Raw genomic sequence first — 18,835 nt, forward strand, 5'->3', positions numbered from 1 at the left:
CCAAATTAATCAGACAATGAGAAAACTATCGCGGGGGCATGCCAACGCTGGCAATTTCCTGCTCAGTTAAAGGACGGTACTGGCCTGGCTCTAAATCTTCATCCATCACAATCTCACCGATACGCTCACGGTGCAGCGCCACCACGTGGTTACCCACCGCAGCAAACATGCGTTTCACCTGATGGTAACGACCTTCGCTGATAGTCAGTCGTACTACACGCTCGTCGATTTGCTCAAGCTGAGCAGGTTTGGTCAGGGAATCCTCGTTGTGCAATTGCACACCTGCTTCAAACTGCGCGGCGGTATCATCTGCCAGCGGATTTTCGAGCGTCACCAGATAGGTTTTTTCACACTGATGGCGAGGCGATGTAACACGGTGCGACCACTGACCGTCGTCGGTCATTAACACCAGACCGGTGGTGTCGATATCCAGACGCCCTGCCGCATGCAGTTTGTACGCTACCGGCTCTTCGAGGAAATACAGCACGGTCGGATGATCGGGATCATCGGTAGAACACACATAACCCTGCGGCTTGTTGAGCATGAAATAACGCGGACCCGTGATTTGATCGAGCACATTACCGTCGAAGGCGACGACCTGCTCGGGGCTGATTTTCATCGCGCCGGTTTTGACGATTTCACCGTCGACGGTGACGCGTTTATTACGTAGCTCACGCAGCACGAGCGCGCGGCTTACACCTAATTGCTGAGATAGAAACTTGTCCAGACGCATTGGGTAGGCTTGCCTTACATGGCGATCTGAGTGATCGCGTTACTGATAAAACACAAGACCCCGCCGCCGCATTCAAGCAACTGACAGGGTTCAGGGTTGTTCGATTCGTAATACTTTCAGTTTGCAATACTTTCAATTCGTAATAACTGCAAAAAGTGATTATTACTTCGAGGGAGCAGACGCACTGCCGCATTGAGACAGAGAGTATAGCCGCGCTTAGCGGTGCATCCTAGAAGGAAAGCATAAAAATAAGCAGGCTAAACATTCACGTCGGGTGATTTGATTGCTCATCGCCATCAGGCAGATTTCTTGGCATACTTCACCACTGTGGTTATTTACAGGAAAAATCAAAAGGTGACTGGCCAACCGTGACTGCTTTTACACTCCGCCCTTATCAGCAAGATGCCGTGGACGCCACGCTGCGTCATTTCCGCCAACACGATGAACCGGCAGTGATCGTACTGCCTACCGGTGCGGGGAAAAGTCTGGTGATCGCCGAACTCGCCCGCGTGGCGCGTGGCCGCGTGCTGGTACTGGCGCACGTCAAAGAGCTGGTGGCGCAGAATCACAGCAAATACCTTTCCTACGGACTGGAAGCGGATATCTTTGCCGCAGGGCTGAATCTCAAACAAAGCAGCGGTAAAGTGGTGTTCGGCAGCGTGCAGTCCGTCGCTCCTAATCTTGCGGCGTTCAGCGGTGAGTTTTCCCTGCTGATTGTCGATGAATGCCACCGCATCTCCGACGACGACACCAGCCAGTATCAGCAAATTATCACTCATCTGAAAGCACAGAACCCACGCCTGCGGCTGCTCGGGCTGACGGCCACGCCCTATCGTCTCGGCAAAGGCTGGATTTATCAGTATCACTATCAGGGTATGGTGCGCGGCGACGCTGACAGCCTGTTTCGCGACTGCATTTATGAATTGCCGCTGCGTTACATGATTAAAAATGGCTTTCTGGTACCGCCTGAGCGGCTGGACATGCCGGTGGTCAGCTACGATTTCAGCCGTTTAAAAACCAACAGCAGCGGGCTGTTCAGCGAAACCGATCTCAACCACGAACTGCGCCAGCAAAAACGCATCACGCCACACATCATCAGCCAGATTGTCGAGTTCTCGCAGGATCGCAAAGGCGTGATGATCTTTGCTTCTACCGTCGAACACGCGGCGGAGATTTTCGGTTTGCTGCCCAAAGGCGAAGCGGCGCTGATCAGCGCACAAACCCATGCAGCAGAGCGTGACCGCCTGATCACCGCCTTCAAACAGCAGCAGTTACGCTATCTGGTGAACGTTTCGGTGCTGACCACCGGCTTCGATGCGCCGCATGTGGATCTGATAGCCATTCTGCGCCCGACCGAATCGGTCAGCCTGTATCAGCAGATCGTCGGGCGCGGGCTGCGTCTTGCGCCGGGCAAAACCGACTGCCTGATCCTCGATTACGCGGGTAATCCGCACGACCTTTTTACACCGGAAGTGGGCAGCCATAAGCCGGCGGGCGACAACAAACCGGTGCAGGTATTCTGCCCGGCCTGCGGCTTTGCCAATATCTTCTGGGGGAAAACCACCGAAGACGGCACGATTATCGAGCATTTTGGCCGCCGCTGTCAGGGCGTACTGGAAGATGACGACGGCAACCGCGAACAGTGTGATTTCCGCTTTCGCTTCAAAAGCTGCCCGCACTGTGGCGCAGAGAACGACATCGCCGCACGCCGCTGCCATCAGTGTCAGGAAATCCTGGTGGATCCTGACGATATGCTCAAAGCCGCGCTGCGGCTGAAAGATGCGCTGGTGCTGCGCTGCGGCGGGATGAAACTGGAACACGGGCGAGACGATAAAGGCGAATGGCTGAAAATCACCTATTACGATGAAGACGGCGCGGACGTTTCGGAACGTTACCGTCTGAGCACCCCCGCCCAGCGATTGGCATTTTTGCATAATTTCCTGCGTCCGCATCAGCGCGCACCGGGCATCCCTCTTGAGTGGAATACGGCGGCGGATATTGTCGCGCAGCAGGTTTTGCTCCGGCATCCCGATTTTGTGGTCGCACGCATGAAAGGCCAGTTCTGGCAGGTGCGGGAAAAAATGTTCGATTATGAGGGGCGATACCGGCGTGCCAATGAGCTGCGCGGATAATATCCAGATAGGACTTTTAGTCCCTCGGGTATTCCGGTATTATACCGCCCGCTTTCGCCATGTGTGGAAGCAGCAATACTCAACTCGTCACTCGGTCGCAGGTGGCGGGGCAAACTTTCTAAATGAGAAATAAAACATGTTCACTATCAATGTTGAATTACGTCCAGAAGCAGAGCAGGGCAAAGGTGCGAGCCGCCGCCTGCGTACAGAAAACAAATTCCCAGCTATCGTTTACGGTGGCTCAGCTGCTCCAGTTTCCATCAAACTGGACCATGATTCTGTAAAGAACATGGAAGTTAAAGCGGAGTTCTACTCTGAAGCTATTACTCTGGTTATCGACGGTAAAGAAACCAAAGTTAAAGTTCAGGCTGTACAGCGTCACCCGTTCAAGCCAAAACTGGCTCACATCGACTTCGTTCGCGTTTAATCGCAGACTGAGTTGTTGCGCATCGGGACGCCGTGCGAGAACAAATAAAAAACACCGCCCAGGCGGTGTTTTTTATTGGCTGCGATCCAGGTTTTATTTGCCGGACTTTCGCTGCAACTGATCCCGCAGATTCGGCGGCGTGCCTTTAATGGTCAGCGTATCGGTCGCCGGATCCCAGAAAATACGTTCGCCCATCAGCATTGCATCAAAATTGATAGTAAGGCCGCCGCCGCTGCCGGCGAATTTTGTCAGCTGACGCAGTGTGCTGCGATCTGCCGGGAAGGTTTCTTCCAGCTGATAGCCCTGCTCCTGGGTAAATTCTTTGAATTTCTTGTCATTCCATGGCGGCAGCTCTTCGGACAAATCATCCAGCGCGATCTCTTCTCCCGCCTGCAACTGTTCGTTGCAGTAGGTGTAAACCTGCTGACGATAATTCTGGCGCTCGTTTTTATCGAGCTGCGCTTCCGTACAGAAATCGTCAACCGCCTGCAATAAACCGCGGTTCTGCGCTTTGGTGTCCAGCCCGACGCCTGCGCCAAGGAAATCCATGAAGAAGTCAGAGACTTTGCGCCCTACCCTGCCTTTCAGGAACGTCAGATAGCGGGTGGATTCAGGATTGGTTTCCCACTCGGTCAGATCGATACGCGCCACGATATCCGCATGGTTAATGTCGAGATAATGGATGCTGCTGACGTCCAGCTGCTCGTTCACGCGCATGCTGCTGCGGCTGCTAAGTACCGCCACCAGCAAATATTCGACGGCTAAAAAGCGGTAATGACAGAACAGCACCACGCCGCCGTCGGCAAACGGATACTTGGCCAACTCATCACGCAGACGGCCAGTGGCAGCGCGGCTGAATGACAGAAAATCGTCGTCCCCTTTGCGGCAGCTGCGTAACGCCTCTTTCAGCTCACTGTCTTCGTTGAACAGACCATAGGCTTTGCTTTTTGCGCTGTAGACGCGGTGCAGTTCAGCCATCATTTCGTCAACGGCAGCATTAGGCGTCAAAAGCGTATCGCGCAGCACAACATCCAGCGTTTGCTCATCGCGCTTGTTCAACTGGTGCAGAGCGATCTGCTCGATATCCAGACTCATGGGGACTTTCTCCTGTTTGAAATGCAGCCGTGTAAGAGGGGTTTGCCTGCGGGGCGTATTCAAACACTGAAGTGCGAAAGCCGCAACCACTCCCACGCCGGAAATACCGATTAATAGATACGATCAATAACGCAACGTTATCTTCGTTATAAAAATGCGGAAAATGGGGGCGCGTTACGTTAAGATATTGGACTTTGTCAGATCAAGAAGCACATTACTCTATGGCACAATCATCCCGTTACAGTGACGAACACGTTGAACAACTCCTTTCCGAGCTGGCAACCGTTCTGGAAAAGCACCGCGCCCCAACCGATCTTTCTTTGATGGTTCTGGGCAATATGGTGACTAACCTTATCAATACCAGCGTCGCTCCTGCACAGCGCAAAGCGTTATCTCAGTCTTTCGCTAATGCTCTGCAAGCGTCGATAAGAGAAGATAAAGCCCATTAATCCTTTACTTGCCCAAACCCTCTCATGGTGACAAATAGTCAGCGCTATCGCGAAAAAGTTTCCCAGATGATCAGCTGGGGCCACTGGTTCGCCCTGTTTAATATCCTGCTCATTCTGGGGCTGGGCAGCCGCTACCTGTTTGTTTCTGACTGGCCTTCCTCGCTGCAAGGTCGCGTTTACGCGTTCGTCAGTTGGCTTGGGCATTTCAGTTTTATCGGTTTTTCCGCCTATCTGCTGATCATCTTCCCACTGACCTTTGTGGTGATGTCGCAACGTTTGTTGCGATTCCTCTCAGCGATACTGGCCACAGCCGGGCTTACGCTCCTGCTGGTCGATACCGAAGTCTTTACCCGCTTCCACCTGCACATTAATCCTGTGGTGTGGGAGCTGGTCGTCAATCCCGGACAGGGTGAGATGGCGCGCGACTGGCAGCTGATGTTCATCGCCGTGCCGGTGATTTTCCTGCTTGAAATGCTATTTGGTACCTGGGCATGGCAGAAGCTGCGCAGCCTGAACCGCCGCAATTTTGCCAAACCCATCGTCGTGCTGTTTATCGTCAGCTTCTTTGCTTCGCACCTGATGTATATCTGGGCGGATGCCAATTTCTATCGCCCGATCACCATGCAACGCTCGAATCTGCCACTGTCCTATCCGATGACGGCGCGTAAATTCCTGGAGAAGCACGGTCTGCTGAATGCCGCGGAGTACCAGAAGCGTCTTATCGAACAGGGAAACCCTGAAGCGCTGGCGGTGGAATATCCGCTGAACAACATCACGTTCAACGCCACCGGTACCAAATACAACCTGCTGATGGTCGTACTTGACGGCGTCCACACGTCCACGCTTAACCAGGATATGCCTGCGCTGACAGAATTCTCCAGGCAGAATATTCGTTTCGACCAGCATTTCAGCTCCGGCAACCGTGAAGATACCGGCCAGTTTGGCCTGTTCTACGGTATCTCTCCGACTTATATGCCGGGTATTCTGGCGGCGCGCAAACCGTCGGCGCTGGTCACCTCTTTGGAACATCAGGGTTATGAATTCGGCCTGTTTGCCTCTGACGGCTTTGATAATCCGCTGTACCGTCAGGCGCTGCTGACCGACTTTACGCTGCCCGCACCGGTCAAACAGACCGATGAGCAGACAGTTGCCCAGTGGCAACAGTGGCTGAACGTGCGCGGCAATAGCCCGTGGTTCTCCTACATCAATCTGAACGGTATCAGTTCCTCGCTGCGCCAGAACGACGATAGCGTTCCGGTGGGTAACACCTTTATTCATCGTTATCAGCGTGGCGCGCAGAGCGTTGATCAGCAAATCACCAACATCCTGCAATCGCTAAAAGATCGCGGAGAGCTGGATAAAACCGTGGTAGTGATCACCGCCTCGCACGGCATTGAATTCAATGAGAACGGCACATGGGGTTCAGGCAATACCATGAATCGCCAGCAAATGCAGGTTCCGCTGATCATTCACTGGCCAGGCACTCCGGCGCAGAATATCGACAAGCTGACGGCGCATGCCGATGTCATGACCACGCTCATGCAACGTCTGCTCCACGTCACAACCTCCCCGGCGGATTACTCGCAGGGCGAAGATTTGTTTGCTGCCAAACGCCGCCACAACTGGGTCACCACCAGCGATGAGGGTACGCTGGTCATCACTACGCCAACCCAGACGCTGGAACTGGAAAGCGACGGAGATTACCGTGCGTTCGATGAGAACGGTAAGCGCATAAAAGATCAAAAACCTGATCTGAGCCTTCTGCTGCAGGTTCTGACCGACGAGAAACGCTTCCTCGCCAACTGATTTTTTTGCATAAAGCACATCTTTGAAAAAGGCCTTCACCGATCCGTCAGTGAAGGCCTTTTTGTTTTGCCAGTATATGGATTAGAACTCCGCCCACCACAGTCTGGCTTTCATTCCCCAGTACGATGTCCAGCCGGTGGTAGTGCTGACCACTTTGCCTTTATTGATAATAACGAATGTTGGTGTCACGCCGATATCCCACTGTGCGGAAAGCTCACCGCGCGGATCATTGATCACCGGCATCGCGATATTTTTCGCTGCCAGATACTGCCGGATTTTCTCTTCATCGCCGGAGCGCAGTGCCACGGAAATAACATTTCCGCCCTCTTGTGCCAGCGCCGCGACGTCCGGCGTGGTCATTTTGCACACACCGCACCACGTCGCCCAGAAGTACACCAGCAGCGGCCGCTGCTGGCTTTGTTCAAGCAACGTGATGTTCTGACCATCGAGCATGTGTAAAGGCTGATTACCGAAATTCGCCGGTGCCTGCGGTCCGCGCAAGAAATCCATGGCGAACATCACAGTCACAATAACCAGTGCCAGAATACCCAGCTCGCGCGCCCAGCGTTTAAGCTTTGTCATTCTTCACCTTCGCCAGTTGCTCTTTCACCAGCTTATTAAGGTCATCCCAACTGATGGCGCCCGCGACCAGTTGATCGCCAATAATCGTTGCCGGCGTGCCCTGAATGCCCAACACTTCGGCGATTTCCACATTAGTTTTCAGCTCAAGATAACTGGCTGGGGTGACGGTGATCGGCGCCAGCCCGACGCTTTTCACTGCCTCTACGGCGCTGGCTTCGTCATGCGGCCCTTTTTTGGACATCAGCCGCTGGTGTAACGCCTGAAACTTCTCGGGATGCTGCTCCCAGACGGTCATCGCCGCACGACCGGCAATGATCGAACTGGCTCCGCGGAACGGCAGCAGTTTGATGACCACCGATACCTCAGGATTTTCCTTCACCACTCGCTCCAGCAGCGGATCGAACTGTTTGCAGTACGGGCAGTTGTAATCGGTGAACGACACAATAGTGAGCCGCGGATTTTTCGCGCCAAAGTGCGGCGTAGCCGGGTTGTTGAACAGCGTTTCTTCCGGCGTCATCGCCAGCACTGCAGGGGAAATCACCATCATTAAAACCAGCATTAACATCTTCATTATTCAGCTCCGCGGGCTTTTTTCAGCCCCTGTAAGACGGCTTCCCGGGTCAGCAGCGGCGATAAAATGTCGCCCTCTGGCTGATAAGGACCATAAATTTGATTGAAAGGCACGGCAACGCTGCCGCGTTTTTGCAGGAATTCAGTGATCGTTTTCGACGGTAAACTCCAGTCACCGCGCAGGGCGACGACGTGATTGTCCGTCAGCGCTTTCTGCACATCATCACGCAGCAAAACGTTGTATTTATTGGCTTTACAGGTCACACACCAGTCAGCGGTAACATCCACAAACACCACTTTTTTCTGCGCCAGCGCGTCCTCAATGGCCTGCTCGGACAGCGGTTGCCAGCGAATTTCATCGCGGCTGGATGGCTTGCCTGAGCTGAAAGTCAGACCAAAGAAAATGATCACCGACACGACAAGCCCGACGCCGGTCGCCATTGCCGTACCGCGCACCCCGTAGCGACGGGCAGAAACCCCCATCAGCACCAGCAATAACGCGGCAGCGATGATGATAACCGTCTGAACGGAGAGATGATTTTGCATCAGACTGAGCAGCCACAGGCAGGCGGCGAGCATCAGGAACCCGAGCGTCAGCCGCAGGCGCAACATCCAGCGGCCGGGACGCGGCAGGCGCAGCGCCAGATCCGGCCACAGCGCAATCATCAGCCACGGCAGGCTCATGCCTACCCCTAACATCAGGAAGACGCCCCAAAGCATCGGCAGGGACGCCGCCAGCGCAAAGGCTACGGCCGTGCCGAGGAATGGTGCAGAGCACGGCGTCGCCAGCAGGGTCGCAAACGCCCCCTCGGCAAAGTGCCCCGTCAATCCGCCGCGTTTTTGCGTCGCTAAACGGGTCGTCATGCGTGAAGGCAAATTGATTTCAAACAGGCCGAGCAAATTGGCGGTAAACAGCGCGGTGACCAGCATCATCAGGCCGATAAACCAGGGGTTCTGAAACTGAATTCCCCATCCCAGCGTCTGATGAGTGAGACGTAATACCGTCATCAGCAGCGCAAGCGCAAGAAACGAGGTAATAATCCCGGCTGAGGATGCCAGAAACTGCACGCGTACGCGTTGCCGGTCACGCTCGGCCACCTGCAAGATGCTGCCCAGCTTCATGCCCAGCACCGGCAGCACGCATGGCATCAGATTGAGAATAAATCCGCCCGCCAGCGCCATCAGTGCTAGCTGCCACAGCGCGATCCCCTCGCCGGACTTCGGGGAAAGCGTACCGACTTTCAGGCTCAGCTGCTGCGCAATACCCTCGTCAGCCAGCACCACGCTGACGGTTTTACCGCTGAGTTCACCGGCGACATCCCCCCACTCATCGGTCACCGGCAGCGTCACGCGCAGTTGCTCACCCTCAACCTTCACCACCGGTTTACCAAACGCACTGCCTTCTTGCGTATCAATAAACAATTCAGGTTTTTGCCAGCCCTGAGCGCGGTGAGCGGTAATCTGCAAACTTCCACTACGATAACCGGCTGAAGCCTTATCCGTCAGCCCCTGCGCAATCGGCACCTTCCCCATTGCAACAGCAAACTGACGGGCAAAATCCTCGATATCCGTGGTTTTACGCAGATCCAGACTAAAAGGATAATCGGTGAGGATACAGACGTTACTGCACACCGGTAGCGTCAGCGTTCCGGAGAGCGTTTCCGGTGTTTTACCCGTAAACACCAGCGGCAAACTCACTTCATCGTGATAGCCCTGGGTGGTGATCCCGGCGACATCAAACCGCGACGGCGTCGGCCAGAACCAGGTAGCAGATTTGCCCGCGGCGTCATCCTGCCAGCTGATCGACGGTGCAATACCGCCCTCCCCCGGCGATCGCCAGTAGGTTTTCCAGCCCTTTTCCAGACTGACAGACAGCAGCAGCCGGGTATGTTCCGCAGTAGCGTCCGCAGGCTGAGCCTGTAAACGGACTTTCGCATGAGTATTTTGCGGACTTTGCAGCCAGCCGGAATCGGCCGCTGTCCCGGCGTTCAGCCAGAGCATCAGAAAGCAGCCGAACGCTGCCCTGAATAAACTTCGCATAGATTTTCTCCAAAAATAAAAGATCACGTCCTGTTGAATAACGCAGACGTATTTTTATTCCCGGAAAACGCAAAGCCGCAGATGTACCCGCAATCGCGGTACAGGCACGGCCTCGGGCAGAAGACAGCGAATGGCCGCCAGGTTGCCACGTGACAAAAAGGCCAGCAGCAGGCTCAGCGCCAGAAACGCAAATTCTAAAAGCAGAGGCGGAACGGAAAGCAATGACTTGCTGGCCAGCTCACAAGGTGTGGGGATAGACGAGACGTCGGAAGGCTGTTCAGTCAGCGCGGGCGAACCCGCTTGCGTAACGGCATCCTGTTTTAGAATGGCGGACAACGCGTTCAGCCCGGCGATGCGCTGTGTCATACAAGTAAGTATGACAAGACATGCCAGGCAGAAGAAAATCAGTGCTGAACGCCGTTGTTTATTCACAGTTCCCTCATCTATATCGCCGCCATTCTAACGGGCAACAAAACATTCACAATAGCTATGGTTCACGAATTACATGAATTTACGCTTAAAAAAGTGAAACTGATTCCAATCCACGGGTGAAAAACAGCTAGAGCGCCCTGCTCAGTTACTGTATATTTAGCCAGTTAATGACATTGAATAATAATGAGGAAAGTTATGCGGGTTGAACTGATTTTTGACAAACGGAATGTCTCCGGCATCCCTAATGCCAGTGAAAAAATTGAAGCTGAGCTGGCTAAACGTGTTCACCGGATGTTCCCGGACGCCGACGTAAAAGTAAAACCCATGCAGGCGAACGGGCTGAACACCCACGGTGCCAGCAAGCAGGAACGTTCGCAATTAAACCAAATGCTAGAGGAAATGTTCGAAGAAGCCGACGAATGGCTGTCCGTCGAATAAAAAATGGCGTTGTGGTCGCACTTGCTTACAAAGCGCAATTGAAATAAACAATCCATAGCCTGGGCTTAATATAAGATATTGGTGATATACGAAATTCATTATCAATCAGAGCGATGTGTCGCAAAATATTGGGTACACACTGGATTAATTTCGTCCGGTTTTAGTGTTCCTGTGCACCTTCGCTTTTCGCTTCAATGCGTCAATGACTTTGCGAAACCGCCATGCCACCGAGTTCAAAAAAATCCAGCGCCCAACCCCATTTTTACGCCAAGCGCTTTGCGCTAATTTGCCTCGGCATTGTCTGTTGTATGGCGCTTCTGCTTGGCCGGGTGGGCTATTTGCAACTGCTCAATCAGCCTATGCTGGAAAAAGAAGCCGACTCACGCTCGCTGCGTTCCAATGTTATTCCTGCCGTGCGCGGGACGATATCCGACCGTAACGGCCATCCTCTGGCGTTAAGCGTCGCTTCAAAAGATATTGTCGCCGATCCCTTTCGTATTCTGGAGTTGCACAGTGATCTGAACAGTCCTAAATGGCAGTATCTGGCCTCCGCGCTAAATATGCCGCTGTCGCAACTGCAGCAAACCATCAACAGTGATCCGCAGCGCCGCTTTGTGTATCTGGGCCGAAAAATTGAAGAAGGCATCGCTGAAGATATCGGGCAATTGCACCTCGGCGGCATCAGCAGCATCCATGACGACAGCCGTTATTATCCGATGAGCGAAGCCGCAGCCAATTTGGTCGGCGTAGTCGGCACCGATAACGAAGGTCTGAACGGCATCGAAAAAGGCTTTAACGCGCTACTTGAAGGTAAACCTGGCATGCGCGAGTACCGTCAGGATCGCCACGGTAATGTCATCGGTGTGTTGAAAGAAGTCGCGCCACAACAGCCACCGACCATCAACCTGAGCATCGACAGTTTTATGCAGTACGTCCTGTACTCACGCCTGCGCACAGGCGTGTTGCTAAACCAGGCTGAATCTGGCGCAGCGGTGCTGGTGGATGTGAATACGGGCGAGATTTTAGGCATGGCATCGTTCCCCTCCTATAACCCGAACAACTATGCTGGCGTGGCAGTCAAAGACATGCGTAACGTCGCCATCAGCGACAGCTTCGAGCCGGGTTCGACCGTGAAACCGCTGGTGGTAATGGCCGGTCTGGCACGCAAGATGATCCGCCCTGACTCCGTGCTTGATACCCATCCGTACACCGTAAACGGTCATCTGATCAAAGACGTCGGCCACTGGCCTGCGCTAACCATCACCGGTATTCTGCAGAAATCCAGTGATATAGCTGTCTCGCACATCGCGCTGGCGATGCCTGCCAACGTGCTGGTGCAACTCTATCAGTCCTTCGGTTTAGGCAAAGCAACAGATTTAGGCATCGGCGGCGAGAGCAGTGGTTACTTCCCGGCGCACCGTGAGCGCTGGGCGGATATCGAGCGCGCCACGTTCTCCTTCGGCTACGGCCTGCGCGTCACGCCGCTGCAAATTGCCCGTGAATACGCCACCATTGGCTCGGAAGGTATTTATCGCCCGTTGTCGATCACCAAAGTGACGCCTCCGGTGCTCGGCACCCGAATCATGTCCGCTGATGTGGTGCGCACCGTGATTCATATGATGGAAAGTGATGCCCTGCCCGGCGGCTCCGGCCTCAGCGCGGCGGTTCCCGGTTATCGGCTGGCGATCAAAACCGGTACCGCAGAAAAAATGGGCGCCAGCGGTAAATACGATGGCGGTTACATCAACTATACGGCAGGCGTCGCACCGGCCAGTAATCCGCGCGTAGCGCTGGTGGTGATGGTCAACAACCCGCAGGCCGGTAAACACTTTGGTGGCTCGGTGGCCGGCCCCATCTTCGGACAAATCATGGGCGAAGTGCTCAACCACATGAATATCGCTCCTGACGCGCTGGTGCCTGAAACACCGCCAACCACCATCATCAACGGCGGGCAGAAGACCGATCTGGTGAGGCGTCCGGCGACTGAAGGGTAGATCTGCGTCACAAGTTCACTGGATTTGTGGGGGAAATAGGGTTAACGTTCGCGTGATTTGATTCCTGAAACTCAGTTTCAGGAAACGTGCAGATGATTTCCCTATGCTGGAGGAAGAGCTCAGGCTCTGATAAAAAACAATGAAACGCCTTTTTATCGTTTTGCTGGTCTTTGTTGTGGTGTGTCTGGCTGTTATTGCACTGAATATGCAGGGCAGTGGCCCCTGGTAACTGAGGTAGCTTATGCCAACGCGTAAGAACTTTATCATTCTGATCGTTCTTATTCTCGCCGGAATGGTACTTCTGGACGATGGCATTGCCCGGTTAATTCACTGGATCCTGTTACGCTAAATCATGGCCCCCCAGGCTGCACGCGCAGTTCTGCTCTGCGGGCCATTTGCTCACCAATTTCCTGAGCAACACCTGCCACGCCATCAGGGCGAAGTCGTGTATAATAGCGATATTCGACATCAATACAGACTGGTTATGGCTCAAGACATTCATCTCGCAATCGTCAGCGCACTCAGCAAATGGATCGAAGGCCACCTGGGCCGCGTCATCCACCTCGAAGAACTGGCTGAGTACTCAGGCTATTCGCTCTGGCATATGCAAAAACTGTTCAAGGAATCGACAGGCATTTCTCTGGGGAAGTACATCAGGGAACGTCGTCTGGCGAGTGCTGTCTATCAGCTGAGCAGCAGTGAAACACCGATTTTTGATATCGCGATGGATTTCGGATTCGGCTCGCAGTCGCATTTCACCTACATGTTCCGCAAGCGTTTCAACATTACGCCCCATGAATTCCGCCAAAACCCCGACATCAAACTCGATGTTTCTCCCCCGCTGCATTTGATCCACCAAAAATCAGCCTGAAGCTGCACGGATGTGTATCCGGCCTGCGCCCTGATGGCCAGTGGAACCGGTGTTCACTGACGGCGTTTAACGGGGTTCGCACGCCAAATCGTCCCTATAAAAAACGCGGCCATTGATGGCCGCGCTCTTTTACTGCTTATTCTTTACTGCACAATTCTATACGCATTCTGTGTCTGAGAAAGGCACGTTTAGAACTGGTAAACCAGACCGACAGCCGTCACGTCATCGGTATTGATACCGGCGTTGTCGGTGAAGGTGCTGCTGTCAATCAGGTTGATTTTGTAGTCAACGTAGGCTGACATGTTTTTGTTAAAGTAATAGGTCGCGCCCAGATCGACGAATTTGACCAGATCCTGATCCTGATAGTTGTTACCCAGACGGTCTGTGCCTAAATCTTTACCGCGAGTCTGGTTATAGGCGACGAACGGACGCAGACCGAAGTCGAACTGGTAGCTGGCGTAGGCTTCAAATGCCTGAGATTCATTGGCATAACCGTAAGCTTCTGAATCGGTAGAACCGAAGCGGGAAGCGTTGTACGCCTGAGTGAACATTGCGGCCAGATAAACATTGTTGGCGTCATATTTCAGGCCACCGGTATAACCTTCGGCTTTTTTGCCGTCGCCCATAATTCCCGGCGCGGAATTCTGCTCGTCAGTACGGTCAGAGTTGAAGAAGGCACCCGCCACGCTGACGCCAGCGCCAATATCGTAGCTCAGGGACATCCCGTAACCGTCGCCGTTTTGCGTCAGCACATCGCGCGTACCCGGTTCACCACCACCGCTGTCATTTTTACCCTGATATTGCAGGGCAAAGTGCAGGCCATCGACCATGCCGAAGAAGTTATCGTTACGGTAAGTGGCAACACCGTTGGTGCGCTGGAACAAGAACTGGTCCGCGCCGTAGGTGGAACCATCGAACTCAGGCTGCATGTCAGTCCATGCCGCGACGTCGTATAGCACGCCGTTGTTGCGACCGTAGTCGAATGAACCCATATCACCAAATTTAAGACCGGCAAACCCATAACGGGTGAATGCGCGATCGCCGTCGTCAGAGCTTTCAGCCTGATTAGCCTGAACCTGATATTCCCACTGGCCGTAGCCGGTCAGCTGGTCGGTGATCTGCGTTTCGCCTTTGAAACCTAAACGGATGTAGCTCTGATCGCCGTCAGAACCGGCGTTGTTGGAAAAATAGTGTAAACCGTCAACCAGACCGTAAAGATCCAGTTTGTTGCCATCTTTATTGTAGACTTCTGCCGCACTTGCTGAGCCCGCCACCACTAATGCAGGGATCATGAGCGAAAGAACACGGAGTTTCATTTTATTTATCCTCGATAGGTGTCGAGCCGTGCCACTGAATGTAAAGTATCGTTTTTTACTTTTTTACTTTTTTACTGAGGTAAAACTTTTTTAAGATTTTTGGCCCGACATGGCGAATTCATTCTCTGGTTATAATTACTATTAATCCAGAAAGAAAATGATACGAAGTTAGTTAAGACATTTCTTATATACGATAAGATGTAACAAGATATTTTAAAAGAGTAAATTTACCTCTATTTATCTATGTTAAAATAAAGCACGCAAAGCTAATTTTATATAATCATGTTTTAAATCAATAAATTAACGCAATCACTTACCGCACTAAGTGATAAAGCAAACTCCCGCCATTAATATATACTTCACCTCGCTATCATCATTATTTGTTATTGAATTACCCTCATTCCCCGTTTTGTGGAAACAACAGCCGACCCATCGTGGTCGGTTTTTTTTTGCTTTCAGAAAAATGATTACGGCGGGTGATATTATTTAAGAGTGGTTATTACACATATTGACATTATTCCTCCATAATTAATTCATCGTTTCTCCTTCTTTCGCGCCGCCATTTTATTAATATCTGATATCTAAATAGCGGAATTAAAAAGGAAATAAAGCCTGATTATTAGCCGCCAAATTGTGCAGGGTTTATTCGTCTCTCAGGAACGGATCCGGTAGTATACGCAAAGTCAGAGCAATCTCGCTGATCTGCGCGCTCAACAACGTTAGACTGCGCTGCCACGTTATACCTTTTTTATCCGACAGTTCAGGCTTCACAACCGTTCAGGGAAACTCATGCCGCAACAGGATCAGTCCGACAACATATCCAAAGCCAGAATGCTGCTGGCAACCCGCCGTTTTCTAAAACTCGACGAGTGGCTGTTGTCACTGATGCGTGGCTGGCAGAACCAGACTGACGATCACAGCGCTTACGGCCTGCTGCTGCACCCGGCGACACTGTTTACCGGTACCGAATCTCCTGTGCTCAATCCACTGGAAATTCTCAGCGACTGGGCGCAACAGTGCCCGCAGAGCTATCACGCTCACGTCTTGCTCGGTATGGTCTGGCATGAAAACGCATGGCAGATCCGCCAGACTCAGGCTGGTCAGGAAGTGGAAGATGATCAGTGGCTGGGCGCCCAGCTGTGCTGCGACTACGCGGTTCTGGCGTTTTTACGGGCAATTGAATTGCATCCGCGCCCGACTCACGCCTATCGCCATATGATGAATCTCAGCGGCGGCTTCGGCGAACCTTACTGGCTGAAATCGCTGTTCGCCGGTGAAATTCCATTGCCCTTACATGAAAAGTTTTCGATTCAGGGCAGCGAAATCTGGCACGCCGGTATTGCTCACATTCACGCCCTCGGCTTCGAACCCGCCACGCACTGGCCGCAAACGTTGCCCGTTGCGCTGCAGGATACCCGCAAAGCCGGTGAAGAGGCGGTGGATCACTGGCTGCGCATGGCGATGTCGGTGCGTCACGCCGACGTCGGCACCATGGAATCCTATCTGCTATTCCATTCTGCTTTTTGGGGCGGCAGCGACGAGCAACAGATGCTGATTATCGACAGCCCGCTGTGCGCGGAGTTCAGCGAAGAAGAGCGCAATCAGTTCCGCGCTAATGCCCTTTGCGATGCGTTGTCCGGCGATATCGCCGATCGCGATTCAGCACGTGCCCTCGAATTACAACAACGTCTGGCTGATTTACTGGCGCAATCTCTCGCCCCCGCCACACGCATCCGTTTACTGGATTTGGCAGGTATCTGCATCGCCTACTGGCAGGATAACGATCAGGCCGGTTTAGCCGTTTATGACGATCTGTTTGCCGTTTCGGCGCAGGCCATGCCGGGGCATTTCGCCACGATGTTTATCTCCCGCGCTGTGCTGGCGAACGGCCATGAAGAAGGTTTGCCGGTTCTTACGCAGCTGCTCACCCGCGCGCTGAGTCAGGCCAATAACCCGACGCTGGTGGCCTTTGCCGCCGCAGCGCTTCAGTCAGGCTTATACGGATTACCGGCAAAACCGGAGTTGTGCAGCGGGTTGATGGATCACGCGTGGTCGCTGATGCAGCAATCCGGCGACGATCAGCCTGCTAAAGATCTGGTCACGCTGGCACACGATATGGCGATTAACGACGATCTGGACGCGGCACATTTTCTGATGACCGAGATGGCCCGCCACGGCAGCGCCATCCATTGTTATGAGTTGTACTTTTTCTACCGCAACACCTGGCATCAGGATGTTCCGTCTCAGTATCACAATGACAGCAATGCGATGGATTGCGTGCTGAGCGCCGCGCGTTCCGGGATGGTGCCAGCGATGTTCACCTGTGCCAACGCCCTGCGCGAAGGTTTGGGCGGCGAACCGGATTATGAGCAGGCGATGCAGTGGTATCAGCGTGCGATGGACGCCGGGCATTTATCCGCCGCCTACTGGCGTGCCAGCTGCGCACTGGATAACGGCTCTGACGCCGAAAAACGTCAGGCTGCCGAGCACTGGCTGCCGGAGATTTTGCACAACGCCGGGCACCCTGATCGCGCCGAAGCCGCCTACACGCTGGGCATGGCCTGGCTGACCGGCACCGGTGTGAAGAAAAACCGCTACATCGCGGATCAGTTTATGGTGTTCGCGCTGGAGATAAATCCTGAATCGGAGGTGGTGAAACAGGTTCATGAGGAACTTAACGGATCGCTGAGAGCACGCATGAATTTGTGGCAGGATAAAAGGAAGAGTGAGGGGAGCGATCCGACTCAGGTGTATCGGTTGCAGATGCCGCTGCAATAGCGGCTTTAAAATCAAGTTCAAGGTCAAGGTCAAGTTCAAGACCTTGGGCTGCCGCCCAAACCGGCCTCAAGGGCGGCTTATCGCCGCCGCCCTTAAGAATCCCAGGCTCTTTAAAACACGTGCCATGCAGTCGGGCTCTGTTTCAGCCGTCGCAGCTATTGCCGCAAAAATCCCGCCGCACCGCGGTACCCTCCGGTTGGGTTACAACCCGCGCCTAAAGCCGCGCGGTTTTCCACCTCTCCCTACGGCGTGATTTTTGAAGGCGGCCAGAAACTTTTTAGGTCACAACTTTGCCCTCTCGGATCATTTCAAAATAAAAACCAAATACGTTGTGCAAATTTTCTGTTTTGTTTTTTAAAAATGGTGAGATGGCGCGATCAAAAAATCCTGCCGAACGGAGCGGGCTGGAGACCTATGGCTCCAGCACCGAGAGAGGGCATCGCGCAGCGGCAGGATTTTGCGCCACATGCGGGAGCCACAGAACACGTCCATCGGCCTAGCGATAGCGCGTGTTTTATAGAGCCCGGGGGGTCTTGGGGGGTGGCGGCGATAGGCCGCCCCCCAAGTCGGTGTGGGCCGACGCCCACGGTTTTAAATTTTAATCCAACAATTTCCAATTAAAACAAAATCTTATACATCACACTCGTTGACTCCAGAATTCCCTCCGTCGACATCGCGTAATGCGGGATCGTCCCACTCAGCGTAAAATCCTGACTTTCATAAAGGGTCTGCGCCGGGCTGCCAGTGACCGTGTCAAGCATCAGCAGCGTTTTGCCTGCCTCGCGTGCTCGCGCTTCAACCTGCTCCATCAACAGACGGGCGATGCCTTTGCGGCGGCCATCGGGATGCACCATCAGTTTCACAACATCTCCGCGATGCTCGCCGTTAGCGGGCTGATCGACCACCAGTTGCACCGTACCCACGATAATCCCGTCGAGACGCGCCACCAGCAGACGCCTTTCTCCGCGCTCGAAAGCGGGTAACAGTTTTTGCCAGAAAGCCTGCGCCTGCACAAATCCAAACGGCAGCACGAAACCAATACTTGCTCCCAGCGCGACCGACTGCATCAGCGTCTCCGCTAAGGCATCGAGATCGGCTGCCGTTAACACTCCGCCCTGCACTTCACTGATCACAATTTCACTACTGCTTTGCATAGCGTTACACCTTATTTC

The 18,835-nt window shown here is 53.5% G+C and carries 16 protein-coding genes; 8 read left to right on the forward strand and 8 right to left on the reverse strand.

Annotated elements, in window-relative coordinates; all coding sequences use genetic code 11:
- Positions 1 to 25: 25 nt before the first annotated feature.
- Positions 26 to 733: a 16S rRNA pseudouridine(516) synthase RsuA gene (gene rsuA / locus GE278_14080; GenBank protein ID QLK61832.1), complete on the reverse strand. Its 708-nt coding sequence runs from the start codon at positions 731 to 733 to the stop codon at positions 26 to 28.
- Between the two features lie 368 nt (positions 734 to 1,101).
- Between rsuA and GE278_14085 the strand changes: the two genes are divergently transcribed.
- Both GE278_14085 and rplY read left to right on the forward strand, forming a co-directional pair.
- The gene (locus GE278_14085) at positions 1,102 to 2,865 is read left to right on the forward strand and encodes a DEAD/DEAH box helicase (protein ID QLK61833.1); all 1,764 of its coding nucleotides are present in this window, start codon (positions 1,102 to 1,104) and stop codon (positions 2,863 to 2,865) included.
- Between the two features lie 136 nt (positions 2,866 to 3,001).
- Positions 3,002 to 3,292: a 50S ribosomal protein L25 gene (rplY, locus tag GE278_14090; protein ID QLK61834.1), complete on the forward strand. Its 291-nt coding sequence runs from the start codon at positions 3,002 to 3,004 to the stop codon at positions 3,290 to 3,292.
- Positions 3,293 to 3,385: 93 nt separating this feature from the next.
- Here the strand turns inward: rplY and yejK are convergent, their stop codons facing one another.
- Positions 3,386 to 4,387 (reverse strand): nucleoid-associated protein YejK, encoded by a 1,002-nt coding sequence (gene yejK, locus GE278_14095; protein ID QLK61835.1) that lies wholly within the window; start codon positions 4,385 to 4,387, stop codon positions 3,386 to 3,388.
- Positions 4,388 to 4,608: 221 nt separating this feature from the next.
- Here yejK and GE278_14100 point away from each other — a divergent pair, with 221 nt between their 5' ends.
- Both GE278_14100 and GE278_14105 read left to right on the forward strand, forming a co-directional pair.
- Entirely contained in the window at positions 4,609 to 4,836 is a 228-nt protein-coding gene (locus tag GE278_14100; protein ID QLK61836.1) for a DUF1414 domain-containing protein, read from the forward strand.
- A 24-nt stretch (positions 4,837 to 4,860) separates the two neighbouring features.
- Positions 4,861 to 6,642: a DUF3413 domain-containing protein gene (locus GE278_14105; GenBank protein QLK61837.1), complete on the forward strand. Its 1,782-nt coding sequence runs from the start codon at positions 4,861 to 4,863 to the stop codon at positions 6,640 to 6,642.
- A gap of 81 nt (positions 6,643 to 6,723) precedes the next feature.
- Here GE278_14105 and GE278_14110 read toward each other — a convergent pair whose 3' ends face one another.
- Genes GE278_14110 through GE278_14125 form a run of 4 tightly spaced genes read right to left on the reverse strand, consistent with a single transcriptional unit; the run spans position 6,724 to position 10,266 of the window.
- On the reverse strand, positions 6,724 to 7,224 hold the full coding sequence (locus GE278_14110) for a redoxin domain-containing protein (protein ID QLK61838.1): 501 nt from the start codon (positions 7,222 to 7,224) through the stop codon (positions 6,724 to 6,726).
- The gene (locus tag GE278_14115; GenBank protein QLK61839.1) at positions 7,211 to 7,795 is read right to left on the reverse strand and encodes a thioredoxin domain-containing protein; all 585 of its coding nucleotides are present in this window, start codon (positions 7,793 to 7,795) and stop codon (positions 7,211 to 7,213) included. Before GE278_14115 ends, GE278_14110 begins: the two co-directional genes overlap by 14 nt.
- Complete coding sequence (locus tag GE278_14120; protein QLK61840.1) at positions 7,795 to 9,834, reverse strand: protein-disulfide reductase; 2,040 nt, start codon at positions 9,832 to 9,834, stop codon at positions 7,795 to 7,797. Before GE278_14120 ends, GE278_14115 begins: the two co-directional genes overlap by 1 nt.
- Before the next feature lie 54 nt (positions 9,835 to 9,888).
- Positions 9,889 to 10,266: a copper resistance protein gene (locus GE278_14125; protein ID QLK61841.1), complete on the reverse strand. Its 378-nt coding sequence runs from the start codon at positions 10,264 to 10,266 to the stop codon at positions 9,889 to 9,891.
- A gap of 195 nt (positions 10,267 to 10,461) precedes the next feature.
- Between GE278_14125 and GE278_14130 the strand changes: the two genes are divergently transcribed.
- The 3 genes from GE278_14130 to GE278_14140 all read left to right on the forward strand — a co-directional run bounded on the left by GE278_14130 (position 10,462) and on the right by GE278_14140 (position 13,569).
- Positions 10,462 to 10,704, forward strand: coding sequence for a DinI-like family protein (locus GE278_14130; GenBank protein ID QLK61842.1), 243 nt, complete (start codon positions 10,462 to 10,464; stop codon positions 10,702 to 10,704).
- A 221-nt stretch (positions 10,705 to 10,925) separates the two neighbouring features.
- Positions 10,926 to 12,698 carry a peptidoglycan synthase gene (locus GE278_14135; GenBank protein QLK61843.1) on the forward strand — a complete coding sequence of 591 codons (1,773 nt, stop codon included), beginning with the start codon at positions 10,926 to 10,928 and terminating at the stop codon, positions 12,696 to 12,698.
- 484 nt (positions 12,699 to 13,182) lie between these two features.
- The gene (locus GE278_14140) at positions 13,183 to 13,569 is read left to right on the forward strand and encodes a helix-turn-helix domain-containing protein (GenBank protein ID QLK61844.1); all 387 of its coding nucleotides are present in this window, start codon (positions 13,183 to 13,185) and stop codon (positions 13,567 to 13,569) included.
- A 188-nt stretch (positions 13,570 to 13,757) separates the two neighbouring features.
- Here the strand turns inward: GE278_14140 and ompC are convergent, their stop codons facing one another.
- Positions 13,758 to 14,885, reverse strand: a complete 1,128-nt coding sequence (gene ompC, locus GE278_14145) for a porin OmpC (protein QLK61845.1) — start codon at positions 14,883 to 14,885, stop codon at positions 13,758 to 13,760.
- Between the two features lie 789 nt (positions 14,886 to 15,674).
- On the opposite strand from ompC, the gene GE278_14150 reads away from it, so the two are divergent.
- Entirely contained in the window at positions 15,675 to 17,663 is a 1,989-nt protein-coding gene (locus GE278_14150; protein QLK61846.1) for a DUF4034 domain-containing protein, read from the forward strand.
- 617 nt (positions 17,664 to 18,280) lie between these two features.
- On the opposite strand, the gene GE278_14155 is transcribed toward GE278_14150, so the two are convergent.
- Entirely contained in the window at positions 18,281 to 18,817 is a 537-nt protein-coding gene (locus tag GE278_14155; GenBank protein QLK61847.1) for a GNAT family N-acetyltransferase, read from the reverse strand.
- Between the last annotated feature and the right edge of the window lie 18 nt (positions 18,818 to 18,835).

This window comes from Enterobacteriaceae bacterium Kacie_13, assembly GCA_013457415.1.
Taxonomy (GTDB): domain Bacteria; phylum Pseudomonadota; class Gammaproteobacteria; order Enterobacterales; family Enterobacteriaceae; genus Rahnella.

Excerpts from the sequence above, each read along its gene's own strand:
- GE278_14155 (QLK61847.1), bottom strand. The coding sequence starts at position 18,817 with ATGCAAAGCAGTAGTGAAATTGTGATCAGTGAAGTGCAGGGCGGAGTG.
- GE278_14150 (QLK61846.1), top strand. The coding sequence starts at position 15,675 with ATGCCGCAACAGGATCAGTCCGACAACATATCCAAAGCCAGAATGCTG.
- GE278_14100 (QLK61836.1), top strand. The coding sequence starts at position 4,609 with ATGGCACAATCATCCCGTTACAGTGACGAACACGTTGAACAACTCCTT.
- yejK (QLK61835.1), bottom strand. The coding sequence starts at position 4,387 with ATGAGTCTGGATATCGAGCAGATCGCTCTGCACCAGTTGAACAAGCGC.
- GE278_14130 (QLK61842.1), top strand. The coding sequence starts at position 10,462 with ATGCGGGTTGAACTGATTTTTGACAAACGGAATGTCTCCGGCATCCCT.
- GE278_14120 (QLK61840.1), bottom strand. The coding sequence starts at position 9,834 with ATGCGAAGTTTATTCAGGGCAGCGTTCGGCTGCTTTCTGATGCTCTGG.
- rsuA (QLK61832.1), bottom strand. The coding sequence starts at position 733 with ATGCGTCTGGACAAGTTTCTATCTCAGCAATTAGGTGTAAGCCGCGCG.
- GE278_14115 (QLK61839.1), bottom strand. The coding sequence starts at position 7,795 with ATGAAGATGTTAATGCTGGTTTTAATGATGGTGATTTCCCCTGCAGTG.
- GE278_14110 (QLK61838.1), bottom strand. The coding sequence starts at position 7,224 with ATGACAAAGCTTAAACGCTGGGCGCGCGAGCTGGGTATTCTGGCACTG.
- ompC (QLK61845.1), bottom strand. The coding sequence starts at position 14,885 with ATGAAACTCCGTGTTCTTTCGCTCATGATCCCTGCATTAGTGGTGGCG.
- GE278_14135 (QLK61843.1), top strand. The coding sequence starts at position 10,926 with ATGCCACCGAGTTCAAAAAAATCCAGCGCCCAACCCCATTTTTACGCC.
- rplY (QLK61834.1), top strand. The coding sequence starts at position 3,002 with ATGTTCACTATCAATGTTGAATTACGTCCAGAAGCAGAGCAGGGCAAA.
- GE278_14140 (QLK61844.1), top strand. The coding sequence starts at position 13,183 with ATGGCTCAAGACATTCATCTCGCAATCGTCAGCGCACTCAGCAAATGG.
- GE278_14105 (QLK61837.1), top strand. The coding sequence starts at position 4,861 with ATGGTGACAAATAGTCAGCGCTATCGCGAAAAAGTTTCCCAGATGATC.